This is a genomic window from Dyella sp. 2RAB6 (assembly GCF_052115385.1).
GTDB lineage: Bacteria > Pseudomonadota > Gammaproteobacteria > Xanthomonadales > Rhodanobacteraceae > Dyella_D.
Map to the genome: position 1 here is coordinate 39,900 of NZ_JBFRGP010000009.1, position 17,674 is coordinate 57,573.

At 67.1% G+C, this 17,674-nt stretch carries 17 protein-coding genes; 8 read left to right on the forward strand and 9 right to left on the reverse strand.

Annotated features, from left to right (window positions below):
* The first annotated feature begins 219 nt into the window (after positions 1-219).
* From trxB to aat, 4 genes are read left to right on the forward strand one after another with little or no spacing between them, the layout of a single operon-like run.
* Positions 220-1,179 carry a thioredoxin-disulfide reductase gene (gene trxB, locus AB4083_RS14295; RefSeq protein ID WP_441608727.1) on the forward strand — a complete coding sequence of 320 codons (960 nt, stop codon included), beginning with the start codon at positions 220-222 and terminating at the stop codon, positions 1,177-1,179.
* The gene (locus AB4083_RS14300) at positions 1,179-1,853 is read left to right on the forward strand and encodes a DsbA family protein (protein ID WP_441608728.1); all 675 of its coding nucleotides are present in this window, start codon (positions 1,179-1,181) and stop codon (positions 1,851-1,853) included. The genes trxB and AB4083_RS14300 overlap by 1 nt, the downstream gene beginning before the upstream one ends.
* 24 nt (positions 1,854-1,877) lie before the next feature.
* Positions 1,878-3,086 (forward strand): GNAT family N-acetyltransferase, encoded by a 1,209-nt coding sequence (locus AB4083_RS14305; RefSeq protein ID WP_441608730.1) that lies wholly within the window; start codon positions 1,878-1,880, stop codon positions 3,084-3,086.
* A gap of 2 nt (positions 3,087-3,088) precedes the next feature.
* Complete coding sequence (gene aat, locus AB4083_RS14310) at positions 3,089-3,823, forward strand: leucyl/phenylalanyl-tRNA--protein transferase (RefSeq protein WP_441608732.1); 735 nt, start codon at positions 3,089-3,091, stop codon at positions 3,821-3,823.
* A gap of 115 nt (positions 3,824-3,938) precedes the next feature.
* On the opposite strand, the gene AB4083_RS14315 is transcribed toward aat, so the two are convergent.
* Positions 3,939-4,583 (reverse strand): cysteine hydrolase family protein, encoded by a 645-nt coding sequence (locus AB4083_RS14315; protein WP_441608734.1) that lies wholly within the window; start codon positions 4,581-4,583, stop codon positions 3,939-3,941.
* Between the two features lie 110 nt (positions 4,584-4,693).
* Between AB4083_RS14315 and AB4083_RS14320 the strand changes: the two genes are divergently transcribed.
* Positions 4,694-5,656: a GlxA family transcriptional regulator gene (locus AB4083_RS14320; protein WP_441608735.1), complete on the forward strand. Its 963-nt coding sequence runs from the start codon at positions 4,694-4,696 to the stop codon at positions 5,654-5,656.
* A 176-nt stretch (positions 5,657-5,832) separates the two neighbouring features.
* Here the strand turns inward: AB4083_RS14320 and AB4083_RS14325 are convergent, their stop codons facing one another.
* The 3 genes from AB4083_RS14325 to ispG all read right to left on the reverse strand — a co-directional run bounded on the left by AB4083_RS14325 (position 5,833) and on the right by ispG (position 8,712).
* Positions 5,833-6,639, reverse strand: a complete 807-nt coding sequence (locus AB4083_RS14325; protein WP_441608737.1) for an HD-GYP domain-containing protein — start codon at positions 6,637-6,639, stop codon at positions 5,833-5,835.
* Between the two features lie 87 nt (positions 6,640-6,726).
* Positions 6,727-7,434 carry a class I SAM-dependent methyltransferase gene (locus AB4083_RS14330; RefSeq protein ID WP_441608739.1) on the reverse strand — a complete coding sequence of 236 codons (708 nt, stop codon included), beginning with the start codon at positions 7,432-7,434 and terminating at the stop codon, positions 6,727-6,729.
* Between the two features lie 18 nt (positions 7,435-7,452).
* Positions 7,453-8,712 (reverse strand): flavodoxin-dependent (E)-4-hydroxy-3-methylbut-2-enyl-diphosphate synthase, encoded by a 1,260-nt coding sequence (gene ispG / locus AB4083_RS14335; protein ID WP_441608741.1) that lies wholly within the window; start codon positions 8,710-8,712, stop codon positions 7,453-7,455.
* A 231-nt stretch (positions 8,713-8,943) separates the two neighbouring features.
* On the opposite strand from ispG, the gene AB4083_RS14340 reads away from it, so the two are divergent.
* Positions 8,944-9,675, forward strand: coding sequence for a Crp/Fnr family transcriptional regulator (locus AB4083_RS14340; protein ID WP_441608743.1), 732 nt, complete (start codon positions 8,944-8,946; stop codon positions 9,673-9,675).
* A 67-nt stretch (positions 9,676-9,742) separates the two neighbouring features.
* On the opposite strand, the gene AB4083_RS14345 is transcribed toward AB4083_RS14340, so the two are convergent.
* The 3 genes from AB4083_RS14345 to AB4083_RS14355 all read right to left on the reverse strand — a co-directional run bounded on the left by AB4083_RS14345 (position 9,743) and on the right by AB4083_RS14355 (position 13,693).
* Complete coding sequence (locus AB4083_RS14345; RefSeq protein WP_441608745.1) at positions 9,743-12,190, reverse strand: heavy metal translocating P-type ATPase; 2,448 nt, start codon at positions 12,188-12,190, stop codon at positions 9,743-9,745.
* Entirely contained in the window at positions 12,187-12,612 is a 426-nt protein-coding gene (locus AB4083_RS14350; RefSeq protein WP_441608747.1) for a heavy metal-responsive transcriptional regulator, read from the reverse strand. The genes AB4083_RS14345 and AB4083_RS14350 overlap by 4 nt, the downstream gene beginning before the upstream one ends.
* Positions 12,613-12,808: 196 nt before the next feature.
* Entirely contained in the window at positions 12,809-13,693 is an 885-nt protein-coding gene (locus tag AB4083_RS14355; RefSeq protein ID WP_441608749.1) for an alginate export family protein, read from the reverse strand.
* Between the two features lie 11 nt (positions 13,694-13,704).
* On the opposite strand from AB4083_RS14355, the gene AB4083_RS14360 reads away from it, so the two are divergent.
* Positions 13,705-14,235 (forward strand): LysR substrate-binding domain-containing protein, encoded by a 531-nt coding sequence (locus AB4083_RS14360; protein ID WP_441608751.1) that lies wholly within the window; start codon positions 13,705-13,707, stop codon positions 14,233-14,235.
* 87 nt (positions 14,236-14,322) lie between these two features.
* Here the strand turns inward: AB4083_RS14360 and AB4083_RS14365 are convergent, their stop codons facing one another.
* Positions 14,323-14,784, reverse strand: a complete 462-nt coding sequence (locus tag AB4083_RS14365) for a hypothetical protein (RefSeq protein WP_441608753.1) — start codon at positions 14,782-14,784, stop codon at positions 14,323-14,325.
* Positions 14,785-14,840: 56 nt separating this feature from the next.
* Positions 14,841-16,319: a MocR-like pyridoxine biosynthesis transcription factor PdxR gene (gene pdxR / locus AB4083_RS14370; RefSeq protein WP_441608754.1), complete on the reverse strand. Its 1,479-nt coding sequence runs from the start codon at positions 16,317-16,319 to the stop codon at positions 14,841-14,843.
* A 122-nt stretch (positions 16,320-16,441) separates the two neighbouring features.
* Between pdxR and AB4083_RS14375 the strand changes: the two genes are divergently transcribed.
* Positions 16,442-17,614 carry a hypothetical protein gene (locus tag AB4083_RS14375; RefSeq protein WP_441608756.1) on the forward strand — a complete coding sequence of 391 codons (1,173 nt, stop codon included), beginning with the start codon at positions 16,442-16,444 and terminating at the stop codon, positions 17,612-17,614.
* The last annotated feature ends 60 nt before the right edge of the window (positions 17,615-17,674 follow it).

The following is a 17,674-nucleotide window of genomic DNA, read 5'->3' on the forward strand; positions in this document are numbered from 1 at the left end:
CTCGCTACCGCCCCCCGCGGTCCCGCTACGGGCGGGGTGGGCCGCCAGGCCCGCCAACCGCCGGTTGCCGGTTCAGCCGCCTTGAATCACGCACCCGTCTTCCCCATCCTGTCGGGCTCCAACCTTTCGCCGGAGCCTTGAACCGGGGTGAGGAAACCGCCGTAAAGGGCGGATCGAATAGCAATTCCAAGCTGCTGATAACACCGAAGGATTATAACCATGAGCACCTCCAAGCACAGCCGCCTGCTGATTCTCGGTTCCGGCCCCGCCGGCTACACCGCGGCCGTGTACGCTGCCCGCGCCAACCTGAAGCCGACCCTGATCACCGGTCTGCAGCAGGGCGGCCAGCTGATGACCACCACCGACGTGGAGAACTGGCCGGGCGACAAGGCGGTGCAGGGTCCGGAGCTGATGCAGCGCCTGGCCGAGCATGCCGAGCACTTCGAGACCGCGATGGTGTTCGACCACATCCATAGCGCGGACCTGGGCCAGCGCCCGTTCCGCCTGAAGGGCGATTCCGGCGAGTACACCGCCGACGCGCTGGTGATCGCCACCGGCGCCACCGCCAAGTACCTGGGCATCGAGAGCGAGGAGCACTTCAAGGGCAAGGGCGTGTCGGCTTGCGCCACCTGCGACGGCTTCTTCTTCCGCGGCCAGGAAGTGGTGGTGGTCGGCGGCGGCAACACCGCCGTGGAAGAGGCGCTGTACCTGTCCAACCTGTGCAGCAAGGTCACCCTGGTGCATCGCCGCGACAAGCTGCGCGCCGAAAAGATCATGCAGGACAAGCTGTTCGAGAAGGCCGCGGCCGGCAAGATCGAGCTGGTGTGGAACCACGCCGTGGCCGAAGTGCTGGGCGACGCCAGCGGCGTCACCGGCGTGCGCGTGAAGGACGTCAACAGCGGCGCCACCCGCGACATCGAAGCCACCGGCTTCTTCGTCGCCATCGGCCACACCCCGAACACCGGCATCTTCGAAGGCCAGCTCGAGATGCACGACGGGTATCTGAAGATCCGCAGCGGCCAGGAAGGCCTCGCCACCATGACCTCGGTGCCGGGCGTGTTCGCCGCCGGCGACGTGGCCGACCACGTCTACCGCCAGGCCATCACCTCCGCCGGCTTCGGCTGCATGGCCGCGCTGGACGCCGAGCGCTGGCTGGACCAGCAGACCCCGGCATCCTGATGAGCACCTCGCCCGCCACCCTGCATTACGCCACCCTGCATTACATCCATGACCCGCTGTGCGGCTGGTGCTACGGCGCCCAGCCGCTGGTCAGCGCAGCGCTGGCCATGCTCGGCAACCGCCTGGAGCTGCGCCTGCACGGCGGCGCGCTGTTCGCCGAAGCGCAGGAGCTGACCCCGGCGATGGCCGAGCACATCGTGCGCGCCGACGAGCGCATCGAGGAAATCAGCGGCCAGCCGTTCGGCGAGGCCTACACCGAAGGCCTGCTGGCCGAGCAAGGCACCGTGCTGCATTCGCTGCCGCCGATCGCGGCGGTGCTGGCGGCCGGGCAGCTCCATCCCGATGCCGCCTACCCGATGCTGGTGGCGATCCAGCACGCGCACTACCAGCGCGGCCTGCGCGTGGTGGAAGCGGACGTGCTGGCTGAACTGGCGGAGGAACTCGGCCTCGACGCCGCGCGCTTCGGCGATGCGTTCGCCAGCGCGAACGGCAGCGCCACCATCGAGCATGTCCAGGCCAGCCGCCGCCTGCTCGGCGAAGTGGGCGGCCAGGGCTTTCCCACCCTGGTGCTGGAAGTCCAGGGCGTACGCCAGGTGCTGCCACACAGCCAGGACTACGGCCGTCCCGACGCCTTCGTCGACCGCATCGCGGCCCGCCTGCCGGCGGTGCACTGAATGAAGCGCGGCCATCGTTCCCCGATGGCCGCCGACCGGTCCGGCCTGCTCAAATCCGGCGTGCTCGAAGCCCGTTTTCATCCGCGGATCGAGGAGATCCCCGCAGCCGCGTGGGATGGCTTGCGCACGGACCGCAATCCGTTCCTCTCGCACGCCTTCCTCGCCGCGCTGGAACGCACCGGCTGCATTCGCGAGGACTGGGGTTGGCAGGCGCATCACCTGGGCCTGTACGAAGAGCAGCAACTGGTCGCCGCGGCGCCGCTGTACATCAAAGGCAATTCGCACGGCGAGTTCGTATTCGACTGGAGCTGGGCCGCGGCGTGGGAGCGCGCGGGCGGCGACTATTACCCCAAGCTGCTCAATGCCGTGCCCTACTCGCCCGTGCCGGGCCCGCGACTGCTCGCCGGCCATGGCCCGGAAGCGCCGGGCCGGCGCGCGCTGCTGGTCACGGCGATGCGCCAACTGGCCGACGCACATGGCCTGTCGTCCATCCACGCCAACTTTCTTGCGCCCGACGACCTGCCCGCTTTCGACCAGCACTGGCTGGCGCGTTCGGATGTGCAGTTCCACTGGCTCAATATTGATAAGAGCGGTCTTGATAAGAGCGGTCGCGGCTACGCCGGCTTCGAGGATTTCCTCGCCGCGCTCAATCACAAGAAGCGGAAAAACATCCGCCAGGAACGCGCCCAGGTGGCCCGCGCCGGCCTGCACCTGGAATGGCGCCGCGGCGACAGCCTGAGCGCGGACGAATGGCGCCAGGTGCACCGGCTTTACGAGCGCACCTTCGACGCCAAGGGCAACCACGCCGCGCTGTCGCGCGAGTTCTTTCATGCCCTGGGCGAAGGCGAACTGGGCGCCGCCACGCACCTGGCCCTGGCCCGCGACGGTGCGGGCATGGCCGCGATGGCGCTGTTCCTGCAAAGCGACGAAGCGCTGTACGGCCGCTACTGGGGCAGCCGTATCGAGGTGCCGGGCCTGCATTTCGAGCTGTGCTACTACCAGGGCATCGAGCATGCGATCCGCGCCGGCCTGCAACGTTTCGAACCCGGCGCCCAGGGCGAACACAAACTGGCGCGCGGCTTCCTGCCGGTGCGCACGCATTCGCGCCATTACCTGGCCGATGCCAGCTTCCGCAAGGCCGTGCACGCCGCGCTTGCGCGCGAGACCGAAGCAGTCGACGCTTACGCCGCCGACCTGCTCGAACACAGCCCGTACGCCCACCGCGACGCCTGACCATGATCCGTCTGCCCCTGCTCGACGCCGCCCATCCCGAGCAGTTCCCCGATCCCGGCCACGCCATGGCCGACCCCAACGGCTTGCTGGCCTTCGGCGGCGATCTCACCCCGCGCCGCCTGCTGGCCGCGTACGCGGGCGGCATCTTCCCCTGGTACAACGAGGACGAGCCGATCCTGTGGTGGTCGCCGGATCCGCGCTGCGTTTTTCATACCGACCGCCTGCAGGCCAATCGCAGCCTGCGCCGGCAGCTCGGGCGCAAGCCCTGGCGCATCACCCTCGACCATGCCTTCCGCGCCACCGTCGAAGCCTGCGCGGCGCCGCGCTCCGGGCAGCTCGGCACCTGGATCGTGCCGGCGATGGCGCACGCATATACCCAGCTGCACGACCTGGGGCATGCGCACAGCGTGGAAGTCTGGGAGGGCGAGCGGCTGGTCGGCGGGATCTATGGCGTGACCGTGGGGCGGCTGTTCTGCGGGGAGTCGATGTTCAGCCGTGAAAGCGGCGGCTCGAAGCTGGCCTTGCTCGCGTTGGGACAGTTGTTGCAGCGCTGGGACTATCCGTTGATCGATGCGCAGGTGACGAACAACCATCTGCTGAGCCTGGGCGCGGTGGAGTATCCGCGCGATCACTTCCTGAAGACGGTGCGGCAGCTGGTGAAGTTGCCGGGGCAGCCGGGGAGCTGGAAGGAATTTACGCCCTTGGTCGAAGAGACGATGGCGACCTTGCGCCGCTGATGTCCGGCGTAGGTTGGGGTGAGCCACAGGCGAACGCCAACGTTGCGATGCGTTTGGAGGTGGTCATGTTGGGGTTCGCCTTCGGCTCACCCCAACCTACGCCGGTCGATAAGGCTCAGGCTGCCTTCGCTGCGCGCAGCTTCCGCGCGTTCGCATACGACTCCAGAATATTCTCTCGCACCGGCGCTTCGCCGGTGGCCAGGCAACGCTCCCACTCTTCCACGCTCAGCACCGCAGCGAAACGCGATTGCTCCACCACCGCGAACACGCGATGGATTTCCTCGGCCGTCGCATAGCCCGCACGGTTGGCATACGACACCGCACCGGAGGCGTCGTGCAGGAATTCCACGGCGATGCCGCGATCGAAAGCGTGCTTGATGGTGGTGTCGTTGCAGTTGTGGGTCATGTAGCCGACCACCGTCAGCGTATCGATGCCCCGCGCCTGCAGCCAATCGCCCAGGCCGGTCTCGGCGAAGGCGCTCGGCAGCGGCTTGCCGAACAGCACGTCGCGCTGGCGGCGTTCCACTTCCGGATGCAGCGTCCAGCCGTGGCTGCTTTCGGCGAAGGCCGGCGCATCGGACGGCGAATCCTGGCGGATCACGATCACCGGCATGCCCGCGGCCGTGGCGGCGTCCATTGCGCGGACGATCTTCGGCAGGCTGTCGCTCACCGGCGGGTATTCGATCTGCAGGTTGCCGTCGAAATATTCGTTCTGCACGTCGATCACGATCAGTGCGCGGCGGGGATGCCTGGCAGTCATGGCACAACTCCTGGGTGTGGAAAAGGTGTGGCTATGCTGCGCTCCGGGCCACTTGTGCGAGAGTGGCCTGAAGGACAATCATCGCTGTGATCGGGCCAACCGGAATCCCCATGCGCAAGATCCGTATCGCCGTGGTGGCGTTCAACGACATCCTCCCCTTCCACCTTTCCGTGCCCTGCGGCGTGTTCGCCGCGGTGCTGCGCGATGAGAAGTCGCCGTTCCGCCTGCGCGTGTGCTCGGCCGAAGGCAAGCGCGTGCGCAGCGCCGCGGGCTTCATGATCGCCACCGATTACGGGCTGGAAGAACTGCGCAACGCCGATATCGTGATCGTGCCCTCCTGGCGCAGCGCCGAGGAACGCCCGCCGGAGGCATTGCTGGAAGCACTGCGCCGCGCCGCCGCGCGCGGCAAGCGCATCGTCGGCCTGTGCATGGGCGCCTTCGTACTCGGCCATGCCGGTCTGCTGGATGGCCGGCGCGCCACCACGCACTGGGTCGCCACCGACGAACTGGCGGCAAGCTTTCCCACCACCGAGGTGGACCCTGACGTGCTCTACGTCGACGCCGGCCAGGTCGTCACCTCCGCCGGCGTCGCCGCCGGCATCGACTGCTGCCTGCACCTGGTGCGCCAGCTGCTGGGCAGCGAGGCCGCCAACGGCATCGCGCGGCGCATGGTGGTCTCGCCGTTCCGCCATGGCGGGCAGGCGCAATTCATCGAGCAGCCGGTACCGAGCATGGCCGGCGACGAGCGCATGGCCAGGCTGCTCGACGACGTCCGCCGCAAGCTGCACCAGCCGCATAACCTCGATGAGATCGCTGAGCGCGCGGCCATGAGCCGGCGCAGCTTCACGCGGCATTTCCGCCAGCTCACCGGCAGCAGCTTCGGCGATTGGCTGATGGCGCAGCGGCTGAGCGAGGCGCAACACTTGCTGGAAACCACCGCGCTGCCGCTGGATCGCATCGCCAACGCGGTGGGATTGGGTTCGCCGGTGACGCTGCGGCAGCATTTCCAACGTGCGTTCCGTACCTCGCCGGCGAATTACCGGCGGACTTTCAATGCAGGCAAGGCTGCTTGATGTAGAGCCTCTCTCCCACCGGGAGAGGGGTTGGGGTGAGGGTACGGGCGGAGTGGTGCACTTCACTCCGCCCGTACCCTCATCCGGCTGCCGCCACCTTCCTCGCTCCTCAGAGCCGCGCACATCCCTGTGCGCTCCCCGCGTGCTCCCGGGGGGAGAAGGGTTTCAAAGGGGAATTAGTCCTCCAGCCCCACCCGCTTGACGCTCTCGTAGTTGGCCAGAAACAGATCGACCAGCGCCGGATCCAGCTGGCTCCCCGCGATCTTGCGCAGATACGCGATCACTTCGTCTTCCGGCCACGCCGGCTTGTACACCCGCGGAAAACTCAGCGCGTCCCACACATCCACCACGCTGAACACCCGTGCCGCCAGCGGGATCTCCTCGCCGCGCAAGCCGCGCGGATAACCGCCGCCATCCCAGCGCTCATGATGGTTGTGCGGAATCTCGCTCGCGTCGCGCAGGAAATCCACCTGCTGCAGCAGCTCGAAACCCACCTGCGGATGCGTGCGCATCACCACGATCTCTGCCTCGGTCAACGGACCGGGCTTGATCAGGATCGCGTCCGGCAACGCCAGCTTGCCGATGTCGTGCAGCAGTGCGCCGAAGCGCGCCTTGCGCAACTCCTCGCCGCGCAGCCCGGCCAGCCGGGCCAGCGCCACGGTCATGCGCATCACCCGGTCGGAGTGGTCGCTGGTCTCCTTGTGGCGGATGTCCATCGCGTGGACCAGGGCGCGCAAGGCCTGTTCGTTGCCCTTCAGCAGCAGCCGGTTGGCGCGGCCGAGGCTGCGCAGGTCGCGGTCGATCAGGATATAGAGCAGCACGCCGGTGACGATGACGAAGAGCGTTCCTTTCAGGCTCTGCATCAGGCTGAGCGTGTCGGTGTCCTCCACGAACAGACGCAATACCCGGTTGGACAACCAGATCCACAGGCTGGCCACGATCACGTACGCCAGCACGGTGCGTGCTTGAGGCTTCAGTCTCATCCGACTTCCCCTTGCCGCCCCGGGATACTCCGTCCCGGTAAGCGAGAGGTTCGAGCTTACCGCCATCCGCGCAGGAAGGAACGTGCGTCAGCTGCTGGCGGGCGGGCGCCGGGGCGGCAGGGGCTCGAGCACGAAGACGATCGAGGCAGGCCGCCCGCTGTGCGGATGCATGGGCTCATCGATGCGCGCCACGCGCAATCCGCACGCCGCGAAGGTATCGAGCCAGCCACCGAGCGTGCGGAAGTACCACGGCGCCGCGCGGCCGAAGCCGTCGCCGCAGCCGGCCCAGGAACCCTCGCGCCAGCCGTCCTGGTAAGGCAGCTCGCCGCAGGCGACCAGCGGATGCAGCGTCTGCACCAGCAAGGCGCCGGCGGGTTCGAGCAGGCGCGGCACCGCGGCCAGCACGGCCTCGGTGGATTCCTTGCCAAGCAATGAAAAGTTGCAGATCACCACGTCGGCCTTCGCCGCCAGTTCGCCCGCCGCGATCCGCGCATAGCTCATCGTCTCGAAGCGTCCGCCGCCCTGCGCACGCGCGGCCTCCACCAAGCCAGGCACCGCGTCGACACCCAAGACCTCGACACCATGCACCGTCAACGCGCGGGCCAGCCAGCCTTCGCCGCAGCCGAGGTCGATCGCACGGCGCGGCGCGCGCGACAGCACGGCTTCGACGATGGCGCTGTCGGTCACCAGCCGGCGGCTTTCGATGCGCCGCTCGCGCACGGCATCGGTCCACGGCCCGGCGTTGCGGTGCCAGACCTCCAGGATGGTTTCTTCCGGCGGCGGATGGTCGCTCAAGGCATCCGCTCCGGCGGCTCAGGCGCCGCGCGCGGCGTAGCGCCTGGCCACGTAGTCGTCGAGGATGCCGATGAACTCTTCGGCGATGCGTTCGCCGCGCAAGGTCATCGCCTTCTCGCCGTCGATGAACACCGGCGCGGCCGGTGCCTCGCCATTGCCCGGCAGCGAGATGCCGATATTCGCGTGCTTGGATTCACCCGGGCCATTCACCACGCAACCCATCACCGCCAGGGTGAGGTTCTCCACGCCGTCGTACTTAACGCGCCACTCCGGCATGCGCTCGCGCACATGCCCCTGCACCGCCTTGGCCAGTTCCTGGAAGAACTCGCTGGTGGTGCGCCCGCAACCGGGGCATGCGGTGACCAGCGGGGTGAACGCGCGCAGGCCCATGGTCTGCAGCAGCTCCTGCGCCACCACCACTTCGCCGGTGCGCGGGGCGCCCGGTTCCGGCGTGAGCGAGATGCGGATGGTGTCGCCGATGCCTTCCTGCAGCAGCACCGCCAGCGCGGCGCTGGACGCGGTGATGCCCTTGGAACCCATGCCGGCCTCGGTCAGGCCCAGGTGCAGCGCGTAGTCGCAGCGCCGGGCCAGGTCGCGGTACACCGCGATCAGCTCCTGCACGCCGGAGACCTTGCAGGAAAGAATGATGCGCTCGCGCGGCAGGCCCAGTTCCTCGGCGCGCATGGCCGAATCCACCGCCGAACGGATCAGCGCCTCGCGCGCCACCAGCGCCGCGTCCCACGGCTGCGCGCGCGTGTGGTTCTGGTCCATCAGCGCGGCCACCATGCTCTGGTCCAGCGAACCCCAGTTGGCGCCGATGCGCACCGGCTTGCCGTACTGGATGGCCTTTTCGATGATCGCGGCGAACTGGCTGTCCTTCTTCTTGCCGAAGCCGACGTTGCCCGGATTGATGCGGTACTTGGCCAGTGCCTCGGCGCAGGCCGGCTCCTGCTCCAGCAGCTGATGGCCGTTGTAGTGGAAGTCGCCGATGATCGGCACCTCCACCCCCATCATCTCCAGCCGCTCGCGGATGCGCGGCACCGCGGCCGCGGCGGCCGGCGTATTCACCGTGATGCGCACCAGCTCGGAGCCGGCGCGAGCCAGCTCGGCGATCTGCCTGGCGGTGCTGGCCGGGTCCTCGGTGTCGGTATTGGTCATCGACTGCACCACGATCGGCGCGCCGCCGCCCACCGTCACCTTGCCGATGCGCACGCCGACGCTGGGGCGGCGCTGCTCGGGCTCGGCGGTGCGGGGGGTGGGAGAAGACTGGTCGCTCATGGGGAAACCGGCTGGATAGCTGAAGAAGGCGGCCGCGGCGTGGAACCCCGGCAACTGGCTTGCAAGGATACTTCAAGCCGGCTGGCGGCTTCATGACCCTGCCGTCGCCATTTAGGTGCTGTCCCAGGGCTTGGCGCGGCGCGAAGCCGCGCGGCATAAGCGCGCACAGGCGCGGCGCGGCGGCCTGCGCGGCTCATCATTCACGGCATTGCGGAATGAGGAGAAACCGGCATGCCGGTCGCCGATGCCATGCAAATGCCCGCGGCCGAACTCGCGCCGACCCGCTGCAGCGGCTGCGCCCATCTGCCGGCCTGCCAGGCCGCCGGCTATGGCCGGCCGGAACTGCACGGCCTGCGCTGCATCGCCGAACGGGTGGGCCTGCTGCGCGACGGGGAATATCTGTACCGCCCGCTCGCACCGTTCCATGCGGTGTATGCGGTGCAGGCGGGCATGGCCAAGACGGTATCGGTCGACCGCGCCGGCCGCGAGCGCGTGCTGGCCTTTCATCTGCCGGGTGAGCTGTTCGGGCTGGATGCGATCTGGCTCGGCCAGCACGACAACGCCGCCATCGCGCTGGGCCGCACCCAGTGCTGCCGTTTTCCGTTCGCCGCGCTGCGCGACCTGGCCAACCGGCAACCGGAGGTGCAGGCGCATCTGCTCGGCGCGATGAGCCGGCTGATCCATCGGCAGTCCCTGGATGCCGCCGACCGCTCGGCCGAGGAGCGCATGGCGGCGTTCCTGGTCGATCTGCATGAGCGCCGCGTGGCGCTCGGCTGCGCCGGTGCACTGCTGCCGCTGCCGATGTCGCGTGCGGACATCGGCAACCATCTGCGGCTTGCCACCGAAACGGTGAGCCGGCTGTTGGCGCGGTATCGCGATGCGGAGTTGTTGCGGGTGACGCGCACCGGCGTGGAGCTGCTCGACGTCGATAGGCTGCGACAGGTAGGTTGGGGTGAGCCCTAGGCGAACCCCAACGTAGCGATGGCCGTACCGGTGGCAATGTTGGGGTTCGCCTGTGGCTCACCCCAACCTACGCAGGCTTGGCTCGGCTCAGGCGCAAGGCATTGCCTACCACCGACACCGACGACAGGCTCATCGCCAGCGCCGCTACCATCGGCGACAAGCTCAGGCCCAGCCACGGATACAGCACGCCCGCCGCCAGCGGCACGCCCAGTGCGTTGTAGACGAAGGCGAAGAACAGGTTCTGGCGGATATTCGCCACCGTGGCCTGCGACAGCGCACGCGCGCGCAGGATCGCGGTCAGCTCGCCCTTTACCAGCGTCACCTGCGCGCTCTCGATCGCCACGTCGGTGCCGCCGCCCATGGCGATGCCGATATCCGCCGCAGCCAGGGCCGGCGCATCGTTGATGCCATCGCCCGCCATCGCCACGCACCGGCCTTGCGCACGCAGCTCGTTCACCACCGCGGCCTTGTCGGCCGGCGAGACATCGGCATGCACCGCGTCGATACCCAGCGTCTTCGCCACCGCCTGTGCGGTGACCTTGTTGTCGCCGGTCAGCATCACGATGTGCAGGCCGGCTTCGCGCAAGGCCGCGATCGCCTGCGGCGTACTCGCTTTCACTGGATCGGCTACGGCCAGCAGTCCGGCCAGCGCGCCATCCACGGCGAGGAACATCACGGTGGCGCCCTCCTCGCGCAGTACATCGGCGCGCTGTTGCGCGTCTTCGCCGATCACGATGCCCAGCGTCTCGAACAAGCGCGCATTGCCCAGCGCCGCTTCGCGACCCAGCACCCTGCCCTGCACGCCACCACCGGTGAGCGTGCGGAATGCCTCCACCGCCGGCACCTTCACCCCACGCGCCTCGGCGCCGGCCAGGATCGCGCGGGCCAGCGGATGTTCGCTGGGACGTTCCAGCGCCGCCGCCACCGCCAGCAGCTGATCCCACGGCAGCGCGCCGGTGCTCAGCACATCTTTCAGCGTGGGCTTGCCCTCGGTCAGCGTGCCGGTCTTGTCCAGCACCAGCGTGTCGACCTCGCGCAGCGTCTCGATCGCCGCCGCGTCCTTGAACAGCACGCCTTCGTGCGCGCCACGCCCGCTCGCCACCATGATCGAGATCGGCGTGGCCAGGCCCAGCGCGCACGGACAGGCAATGATCAGCACCGACACCAGCGCGATCAGCGCATGCGCCAGGCGCGGTTCCGGTCCCCACACGGCCCAGGCCGCGAAGGCCAGCACGGCCACCGCCACCACCGCCGGCACGAACCACGCGGCCACGCGATCGGCCACGCGCTGCAGCGGCGCCTTGCTGCGCTGCGCCTGCGCCACCAGCGCGACGATGCGCGACAACAGCGTGTCCGCACCTACTTTTTCCGCGCGCATGGTCAGCGCGCCATCCTGGTTGACCGTGCCGCCGGTGATGCGGTCCTCCGCGCGCTTGGCTACCGGCAGCGCTTCGCCGGTGAGCATCGCCTCGTCGACATGGCTTGCGCCGTCCAGCACCACGCCGTCCACCGGCACCTTCTCGCCGGGCCGCACGCGCAGCACGTCGCCGGCCTGCACGTCTTCCAGCGGCACGTCCTGTTCGCTGCCATCGCCGTTGACGCGGCGCGCGGTCTTCGGCGCCAGGCCGAGCAGCGCTTTCAACGCCGCGCCGGTGCGGCGGCGCGCGCGCAGTTCCAGGAAATCGCCCAGCGTGACCAGGGTGACGATCACCGCGGCCGATTCGAAATACACGCCAACCCGTCCGTGCGCATCGCGGAAGCCGGCGGGGAACGTGTCCGGCAGGAAGAACGCCACCATGCTGTACAGCCACGCCACGCCGGTGCCCAGCGCAATCAGCGTGTACATATTGGGCGACCACGGCCGCAGCGAACGCCAACCGCGCACGAAGAACGACGCGCCGCCCCACAGCACCACCACGCTGGACAGCAGCGCCTCGGTCCAGGCCGCCACGGCGTCCCACGGCATCGGCAGATGCCAACCGAACAAGTGCGGCCCCATCGCCAGCAGGAACACCGGCAAGGTAAGCGCCAGCAGGGTCCAGAAGCGGCGCGACAGGTGGCGCAGTTCGCCGCCGTCGTCCGCGTCCAGGCTGGGCATCATCGGCTCCAGCGCCATGCCGCACTTGGGGCAGTCGCCGGGGCCGATCTGCTGCACTTCCGGATGCATCGGGCAGGTGTAGATCGTGCCGGGCGGCGCGGCGGGCGCCTTGGGGCGTTCGCCCAGATAGCTGGCCGGGTCGGCGAGGAATTTTTCGCGGCAGCGGGCGGCGCAGAAGTAATAAGTGTGGCCTTCGAAATCCGTGCGGTGCCTGGCGGTATGCGGGTCGACGGACATGCCGCAGACCGGGTCTTTCACGCTGTGGTGCGCGTAGTGGTCGTGCGAGTGATCGTGGTGCGCATGGTTATCGTGAGCCGACGGCTTGGCGTGGCAACAACTCGCGCTTGCCGATTCCGCTGCCGCCACTTCCGCCACCTCTGCCTGCGCGCCGCAGCAACTCTTTTCCTGCGCGCTCATGCCTGATCCTCTGCGTCCGACAGCGCACGCAGGATCGGGCACTGGTCCGGCGAACCATGCCCCGGACAGGCCTCGATCAATTCCTCCAGCCCGTTGCGCACGCGCGTCAACTCGGCAATGCGCGCATCGATCGCCGCGAGGCGCTCCTGCGCCCGCTGCTTTACCGCCTTGACGCCACGATGCCGATCCGCCGACAGCGCCAGCAGGTCGCGGATCTCCTCCAGCGTAAAGCCCAGATCCTTGGCGCGCCGGATAAACCGCAGCTGCCGAACCGCGCCTTCGTCGTAGCTGCGATAGCCGGAAGCCCGCCGAACAGGCTCCGGCAGCAGTCCTTCGCGCTCGTAGAAGCGGATGGTGTCGATATTCACACCGACGCGCTTGGCGACGGCACCGATGGTCAGGGAGGGGGTTTGGGTGTCCATGGGGCAAAGTCTAGACCATTGATCAAGGTCTAGAGTCAAGCCTCATCGAGCGATCCAGGTGTCTGTCGAAAGCCCCTGACCCTGGCACTGGCACCTTTAACCTTGGCACTGGCCTTTAACGATGGCACTGGACTGCTGTCGGACGGGATATGTCGAGAGCCCTTAGAGACGGCCTTGGACGTCAGCAGCCGCACGGCTAGAACCTGAAGGTCGCCTGGGTACCGGCCATCCTGATCGTGCGCGCTGGCCCGGTGTCACGAATGAATGGACCGGGATCAAAAACACTAAGCGACGCGGTCAAGTTGAGCTCTGGTGTCGCCTGCCAGCTTGTGGCCAGTTCGATCTGTTTGCCGATAAAGCGGGAGTCGCTTTGCCGACCGCTGCGCACCAGCAACCCCGAGATTGCGTAGATTCCATCAGCGGTACTCTGACGCCAGTAGGCCACCGCGGTGAGCGATACTGCGACATCCTTGTGCGGATGCATCGAGAACGAAGGGCGCACGTGAATGAGATTCCGCGGGCCGATCGGCGATAGCGCTCCAAAATACTTCCCGTTCGGAAAAAGCGAGTTCAGCGTTCCCAACCTCGGATCGTTTGGATCCTCGTCACCCGAGACGATATCGGCGGTGAGAGCAATCTCCGGTCGCAGCGGAGTGCTCCGGAAGCGATACCCCGTCTCGGCTCCTGCACCCCACGCCTTCGAGCGGTGACCTGCAAATGTGCCGAGCTGTAACGCCGCCTCGAGGTTCCAGTGCCAGGCGCCGTCGTCTCCGAAGATTCTGGAACCAAAGGTATGCGCCAACTGCTTGCCAGCGCCCTGGTCGAAAATAGCGTTTCGGTCGCGCAGACCGATGTAATAGACGTCGAACCCGTTCAAATGCATCGGGTCGAGCCACTGCGTGGCGTAAATCCCCCAAACTGCTTTGTTGTGCGAGCGCCGGTCGTTGAATCCCCCGAGTCGCGTGTCGACCGGTTGAAGGTAGAAGCCGGATAACTGACGCGTCTCGCCGGTGAGGATCGCTTCAAATCCGTCAAAGGGCAGCGGAACGCCGGTTCCATAACCGCCACGGCCCGCGATCACGCTCTCCTCAGGTGCATCTCGACATCGTCAGTGACGGCAGGCTCAGCGATATCACTGCAGGGGGCTTCGATGCAGGCATCCGCTTGGCGGAAGCCGTTCCACAGGACATGGTGGCCATCCCCGTCTCGAAAGAGGTGCGCTTTGCGGCCATTGCCTCGCCCGAGTACTTCGAACGACGCGGATACCCCCAGGTCCCGCAAGATCTGTATCACCACGATTGCATCCGCTTCCGGTTTGAAAGTGGTGCCATCTACCGATGGGAGTTGGAGTGCGAGGGCGTGGTTGAAAGGATCAACCCTTCCGGGCCGCTTACCTTGACGGACCAACCGCTGATGGTGGAGGCCGCCATCGATGGCATCGGCATCGCTTTCGTGCCTGACCACCTGTCGACCGCGGCACTCAAGGACGGCCGGCTCCAACGCGTTCTGGAGGAGTGGTGCCCGTCTTTTCCAGGCTTATGCCTGTACTACTCAGGACATCGCCACTTATCGTCCGGCCTGCGAGCGCTGATCAACATGATGATGGAAGCGTTGCCAGGCTAATAGACACGCTTGCAGACGGGAGCAGTCAAGCCGGCGACATTCCACCTCCCGCACGCTTTTTGCGCGTCTCGAAGGACTGCGAAAAACTCAATCAAAGAAGAATCCGGCTTTTCTCAATATGTCCCCGACACCCTGCTGGCTCAGATAGCAGCGACCGTCGGCCTGGATGACCTTTCCCGAGTAGCTGTAGACCAACGACGCCTTGTCGCCGATCTCGACGAGTACATCTTCCTGCCCCACGGGGCAGTCGCCAGGTGTTGCGCCGGACAGGTGATCCAGCAAAGGCTTGAGGAACATGCGGCAGTTTCCCCCGCAGCTTCGGAAAACCCGCAGCGTCGAAGCTTTCTTGAAAGCCTCGCCTTGAAGCGAGTACCTGCCTGCACTCGCGACTACGTAAAAAGATACCGACTGGACATCGCCGGCGATGGCGCCGAGTTGCACCGCTTCATCCTTGGCTGTTCGATACTCGGCATGAGCCGTCGCTGCCAGCAAGGAAGCGACCAGCCAACCGGCGAACATCAACATGGGTTTGTGGTCGTAGGGCTGCACCTGGTCACCTTACCGCTTCTGCACCTTTCCAGTGAATCGGATCAACATCAGCCACCTTATGCCGTCGGCGCCACCCACGCCCGCGAACGCAGGCGCTGGAGTGCCCTGGCCATGCGCCGTACCGCTTCGTCCAGTTCCTGCTCGTCATGGTAGGAAAAGCCCAGACGCATGAACGAATCGTCACGGTGCGAGCAATCGAACTCGCGCGAGCCGCGGAACGTCACGCCTTCGCGTTCGGCCTCGCGCGCCCATGCGGCGACATCGATTCCATCCTCCGCGTGCACCCAGAGCGCCAGGCCGCCCTCCGGAACGCGAAACTCGACGGCGCCGGCCAGATGCCGCGTCAACGAAGTCGCGAGCGCATCGCGGCGGCAGCCATAGGTGTGTCGCATACGGCGCACGTGGCGCAGTAGTTCGCCGTCCGCGAACAACTCCGCGATCGCGCACTCCACCGCCGCATCGCCCTGCGCATCGGTGGTGGCGCGCAGCGCGACCAACCGCTGCAGCACCGCGGGCGGCGCAACGACGAAGCCGGTGGCCATGCCTGGCGCAAGCAGGTCCGCCATCGAGGCGACATAGATCACGTTGGCACGCGCGGGCCCCGCGGCCATCGGCAGAATGGGCTCGCCCTGGTAATGAAACTCGTGATCGTAGTCGTCCTCGATGATGGCGAAGCGATGCCGCAGCGCCAGTTCGGCCAGGCCAGCACGTCTCGATGGCGACATCACCGCCGCGGTGGGAAATTGGTGGTGCGGCGTTACCAGCACCGCGCGCACGCGTTCGTGGGCCAGCACGGTCTCCAGCGCATCGACGTCCAGCCCATGCTCATCGACGGCCACCGGCAACAGCCGCGCACCGGCCAGCTGCATGATGTTTCGCGCCGGCGGATAGCCGAACGCCTCGATCACTACGTTGTCGCCCGGCGTAATCAGGGTGCGCGCTACCAGGTCCAGGCCCTGCTCGATGCTGCGCGTGATCAGGATGTCGTCCGGCGAAGCCAGCAGGCCGCGGGTCCGCGTGAGCATCGCCGCCAGTTCGGTGCGCAAGCGCAGGTGACCACGTGGATCGGTGTAGGTCAGTACCCAGCGGCCGTTCTGCGCCACCGCACGCCGGAACGCACGCGCCAGCGCTTGTGACGGCAGCAGCCGCACGTCCGGCGAACTGCATGAAAGCGCCAGCATGCCCGGGGGCAAATTCTGAACAGGTGTGGGCGCCAGCCATGAGGGCGCCAGCCCGTAATTGGGTAGCGTCACCGGCTCGCCTCGCGACTGCGGCACCACCGGCTGCATCGCCACGAACGTGCCACTGCCGACGCGCGTCTGCAGCAACCCCTCGGCGACCAGTTCGTCATAGCCGGCGATCACGGTGTTGCGGTTGACGCCAAGGTAGTCCGCCAGCTCACGCGATCCCGGAAGCAGATCGCCGGGTTTCAGCCGCCCGCGACGGATGTCCTCGGCGAGCAGGCCGGCCAACTGCAGGAACAGGGGCTGTTCCAGGCGCGGATCAAGCCTAAGCGTGAGTTCCCAGCGGCGCATGCACTCAAGTCTAGCGGATGCCGGTTGCGTACCGGACCAGCTGCAATAGCGAAAGTGGAGCTCCCGGTTGCCGCATACCGGACGCAGGCTCAGCGCCCCAACCAACGCGCAAGGGGACGGTCATGAAACGCAAAACACCGGTTGTGCTGGCAACCGCCTTGCTGGCCTGCATAAGCCTGCAGGCGGCAGCGAGAACGCCACCGCGCTATACCGTCGTCGAACTTGGCTCGCTGGGCGGCGCGTCAAGCCAGGGCAACAGCATTAACCGTTTTGGCCTGATCTCCGGCTTCTCCGTGCTCTCCGATGGCCGCACGCACGCGACCTTCTGGTTGCACCATGCCGCTCACGACATGGGCACGCTCGGTGGCGCCAACAGCCAGGTGGTCTGGCCGGTGAAAAATGCGCTGGGCGTGCTGTCCGGCATCGCCCAGACCGCCACGCCCGACCCGCGGGGCGAGGCCTGGAGCTGCTCGGCGTTCATCCCATCGACCGGCACCACCTGCTGGGGATTCGTGTGGGCTTTCGGAAAAATGCATGGGCTACCGCCGCTCCCGGGCGGCAACAACAGTTTCGCTACCGGCACCAACGATTTTCTGCAGACCGCCGGCTGGGCGGAGACCGGTATACCCGACCCGAGCTGCAATCCCAAAAGCCACCAGGTGCTTCAGTTCCTGCCGGTGGTCTGGAGCGATGCGGGCAAGCATGTGCGACGGCTGCCGCTGCTGTATGGCGACACCAGCGGCGCAGCCACGGCCCTCAACGATCACGGGCAGATCGTCGGCATCTCCGGCATCTGCGATCAGGCCGCCGGTCGCTACACCGCCGCGCATATGGTGCTGTGGGAGAACGGCCATGCCACGGACATCGGCACGATCGGCGGCGACGCGTGGAACACACCGATGGCGATCAACGAAAACGGGGTGGTGGTCGGTTTCGCCAACGTCGTTCCGGGTGCCGCCCTGAAAGAACATGCTTTCCTGTGGCGCAAGGGCTCCCCGCCACGCGACTTGGGCACACTGCATGCGAACGACGTCCACAGCCAGGCACTGGGCATCAATAATCTGGCGCAGGCGGTGGGTGTGTCCTGCACGGCAGGTTTCGCCAGTTGCCGCGGGTTCCTGTACGAGGATGGCGTGATGACCGACCTCAACGACCTGGCGCCGGATTATCCGGGCGTCGTCGTCGATGCACAGGACATCAATGACCAGGGTGTGATCACCGGACAGGCGGTCACCGCGAACGGCGAAGCGGTGGCATTCCGCGCTTATCCGGCCGGGACGTCGCCCGGCCCCTGAAATCGAACCTGGTTGCAAGTCGAATGGCCCGCGTCCTGCGGCCATCCAAAGAAGAACCCG

Excerpts from the sequence above, each read along its gene's own strand:
- trxB (WP_441608727.1), top strand. The coding sequence starts at position 220 with ATGAGCACCTCCAAGCACAGCCGCCTGCTGATTCTCGGTTCCGGCCCC.
- ispG (WP_441608741.1), bottom strand. The coding sequence starts at position 8,712 with ATGAGCGACCAGTCTTCTCCCACCCCCCGCACCGCCGAGCCCGAGCAG.
- AB4083_RS14305 (WP_441608730.1), top strand. The coding sequence starts at position 1,878 with ATGGCCGCCGACCGGTCCGGCCTGCTCAAATCCGGCGTGCTCGAAGCC.
- aat (WP_441608732.1), top strand. The coding sequence starts at position 3,089 with ATGATCCGTCTGCCCCTGCTCGACGCCGCCCATCCCGAGCAGTTCCCC.
- AB4083_RS14300 (WP_441608728.1), top strand. The coding sequence starts at position 1,179 with ATGAGCACCTCGCCCGCCACCCTGCATTACGCCACCCTGCATTACATC.
- AB4083_RS14350 (WP_441608747.1), bottom strand. The coding sequence starts at position 12,612 with ATGGACACCCAAACCCCCTCCCTGACCATCGGTGCCGTCGCCAAGCGC.
- AB4083_RS14320 (WP_441608735.1), top strand. The coding sequence starts at position 4,694 with ATGCGCAAGATCCGTATCGCCGTGGTGGCGTTCAACGACATCCTCCCC.
- pdxR (WP_441608754.1), bottom strand. The coding sequence starts at position 16,319 with ATGCGCCGCTGGGAACTCACGCTTAGGCTTGATCCGCGCCTGGAACAG.
- AB4083_RS14345 (WP_441608745.1), bottom strand. The coding sequence starts at position 12,190 with ATGAGCGCGCAGGAAAAGAGTTGCTGCGGCGCGCAGGCAGAGGTGGCG.
- AB4083_RS14375 (WP_441608756.1), top strand. The coding sequence starts at position 16,442 with ATGAAACGCAAAACACCGGTTGTGCTGGCAACCGCCTTGCTGGCCTGC.
- AB4083_RS14340 (WP_441608743.1), top strand. The coding sequence starts at position 8,944 with ATGCCGGTCGCCGATGCCATGCAAATGCCCGCGGCCGAACTCGCGCCG.
- AB4083_RS14315 (WP_441608734.1), bottom strand. The coding sequence starts at position 4,583 with ATGACTGCCAGGCATCCCCGCCGCGCACTGATCGTGATCGACGTGCAG.
- AB4083_RS14325 (WP_441608737.1), bottom strand. The coding sequence starts at position 6,639 with ATGAGACTGAAGCCTCAAGCACGCACCGTGCTGGCGTACGTGATCGTG.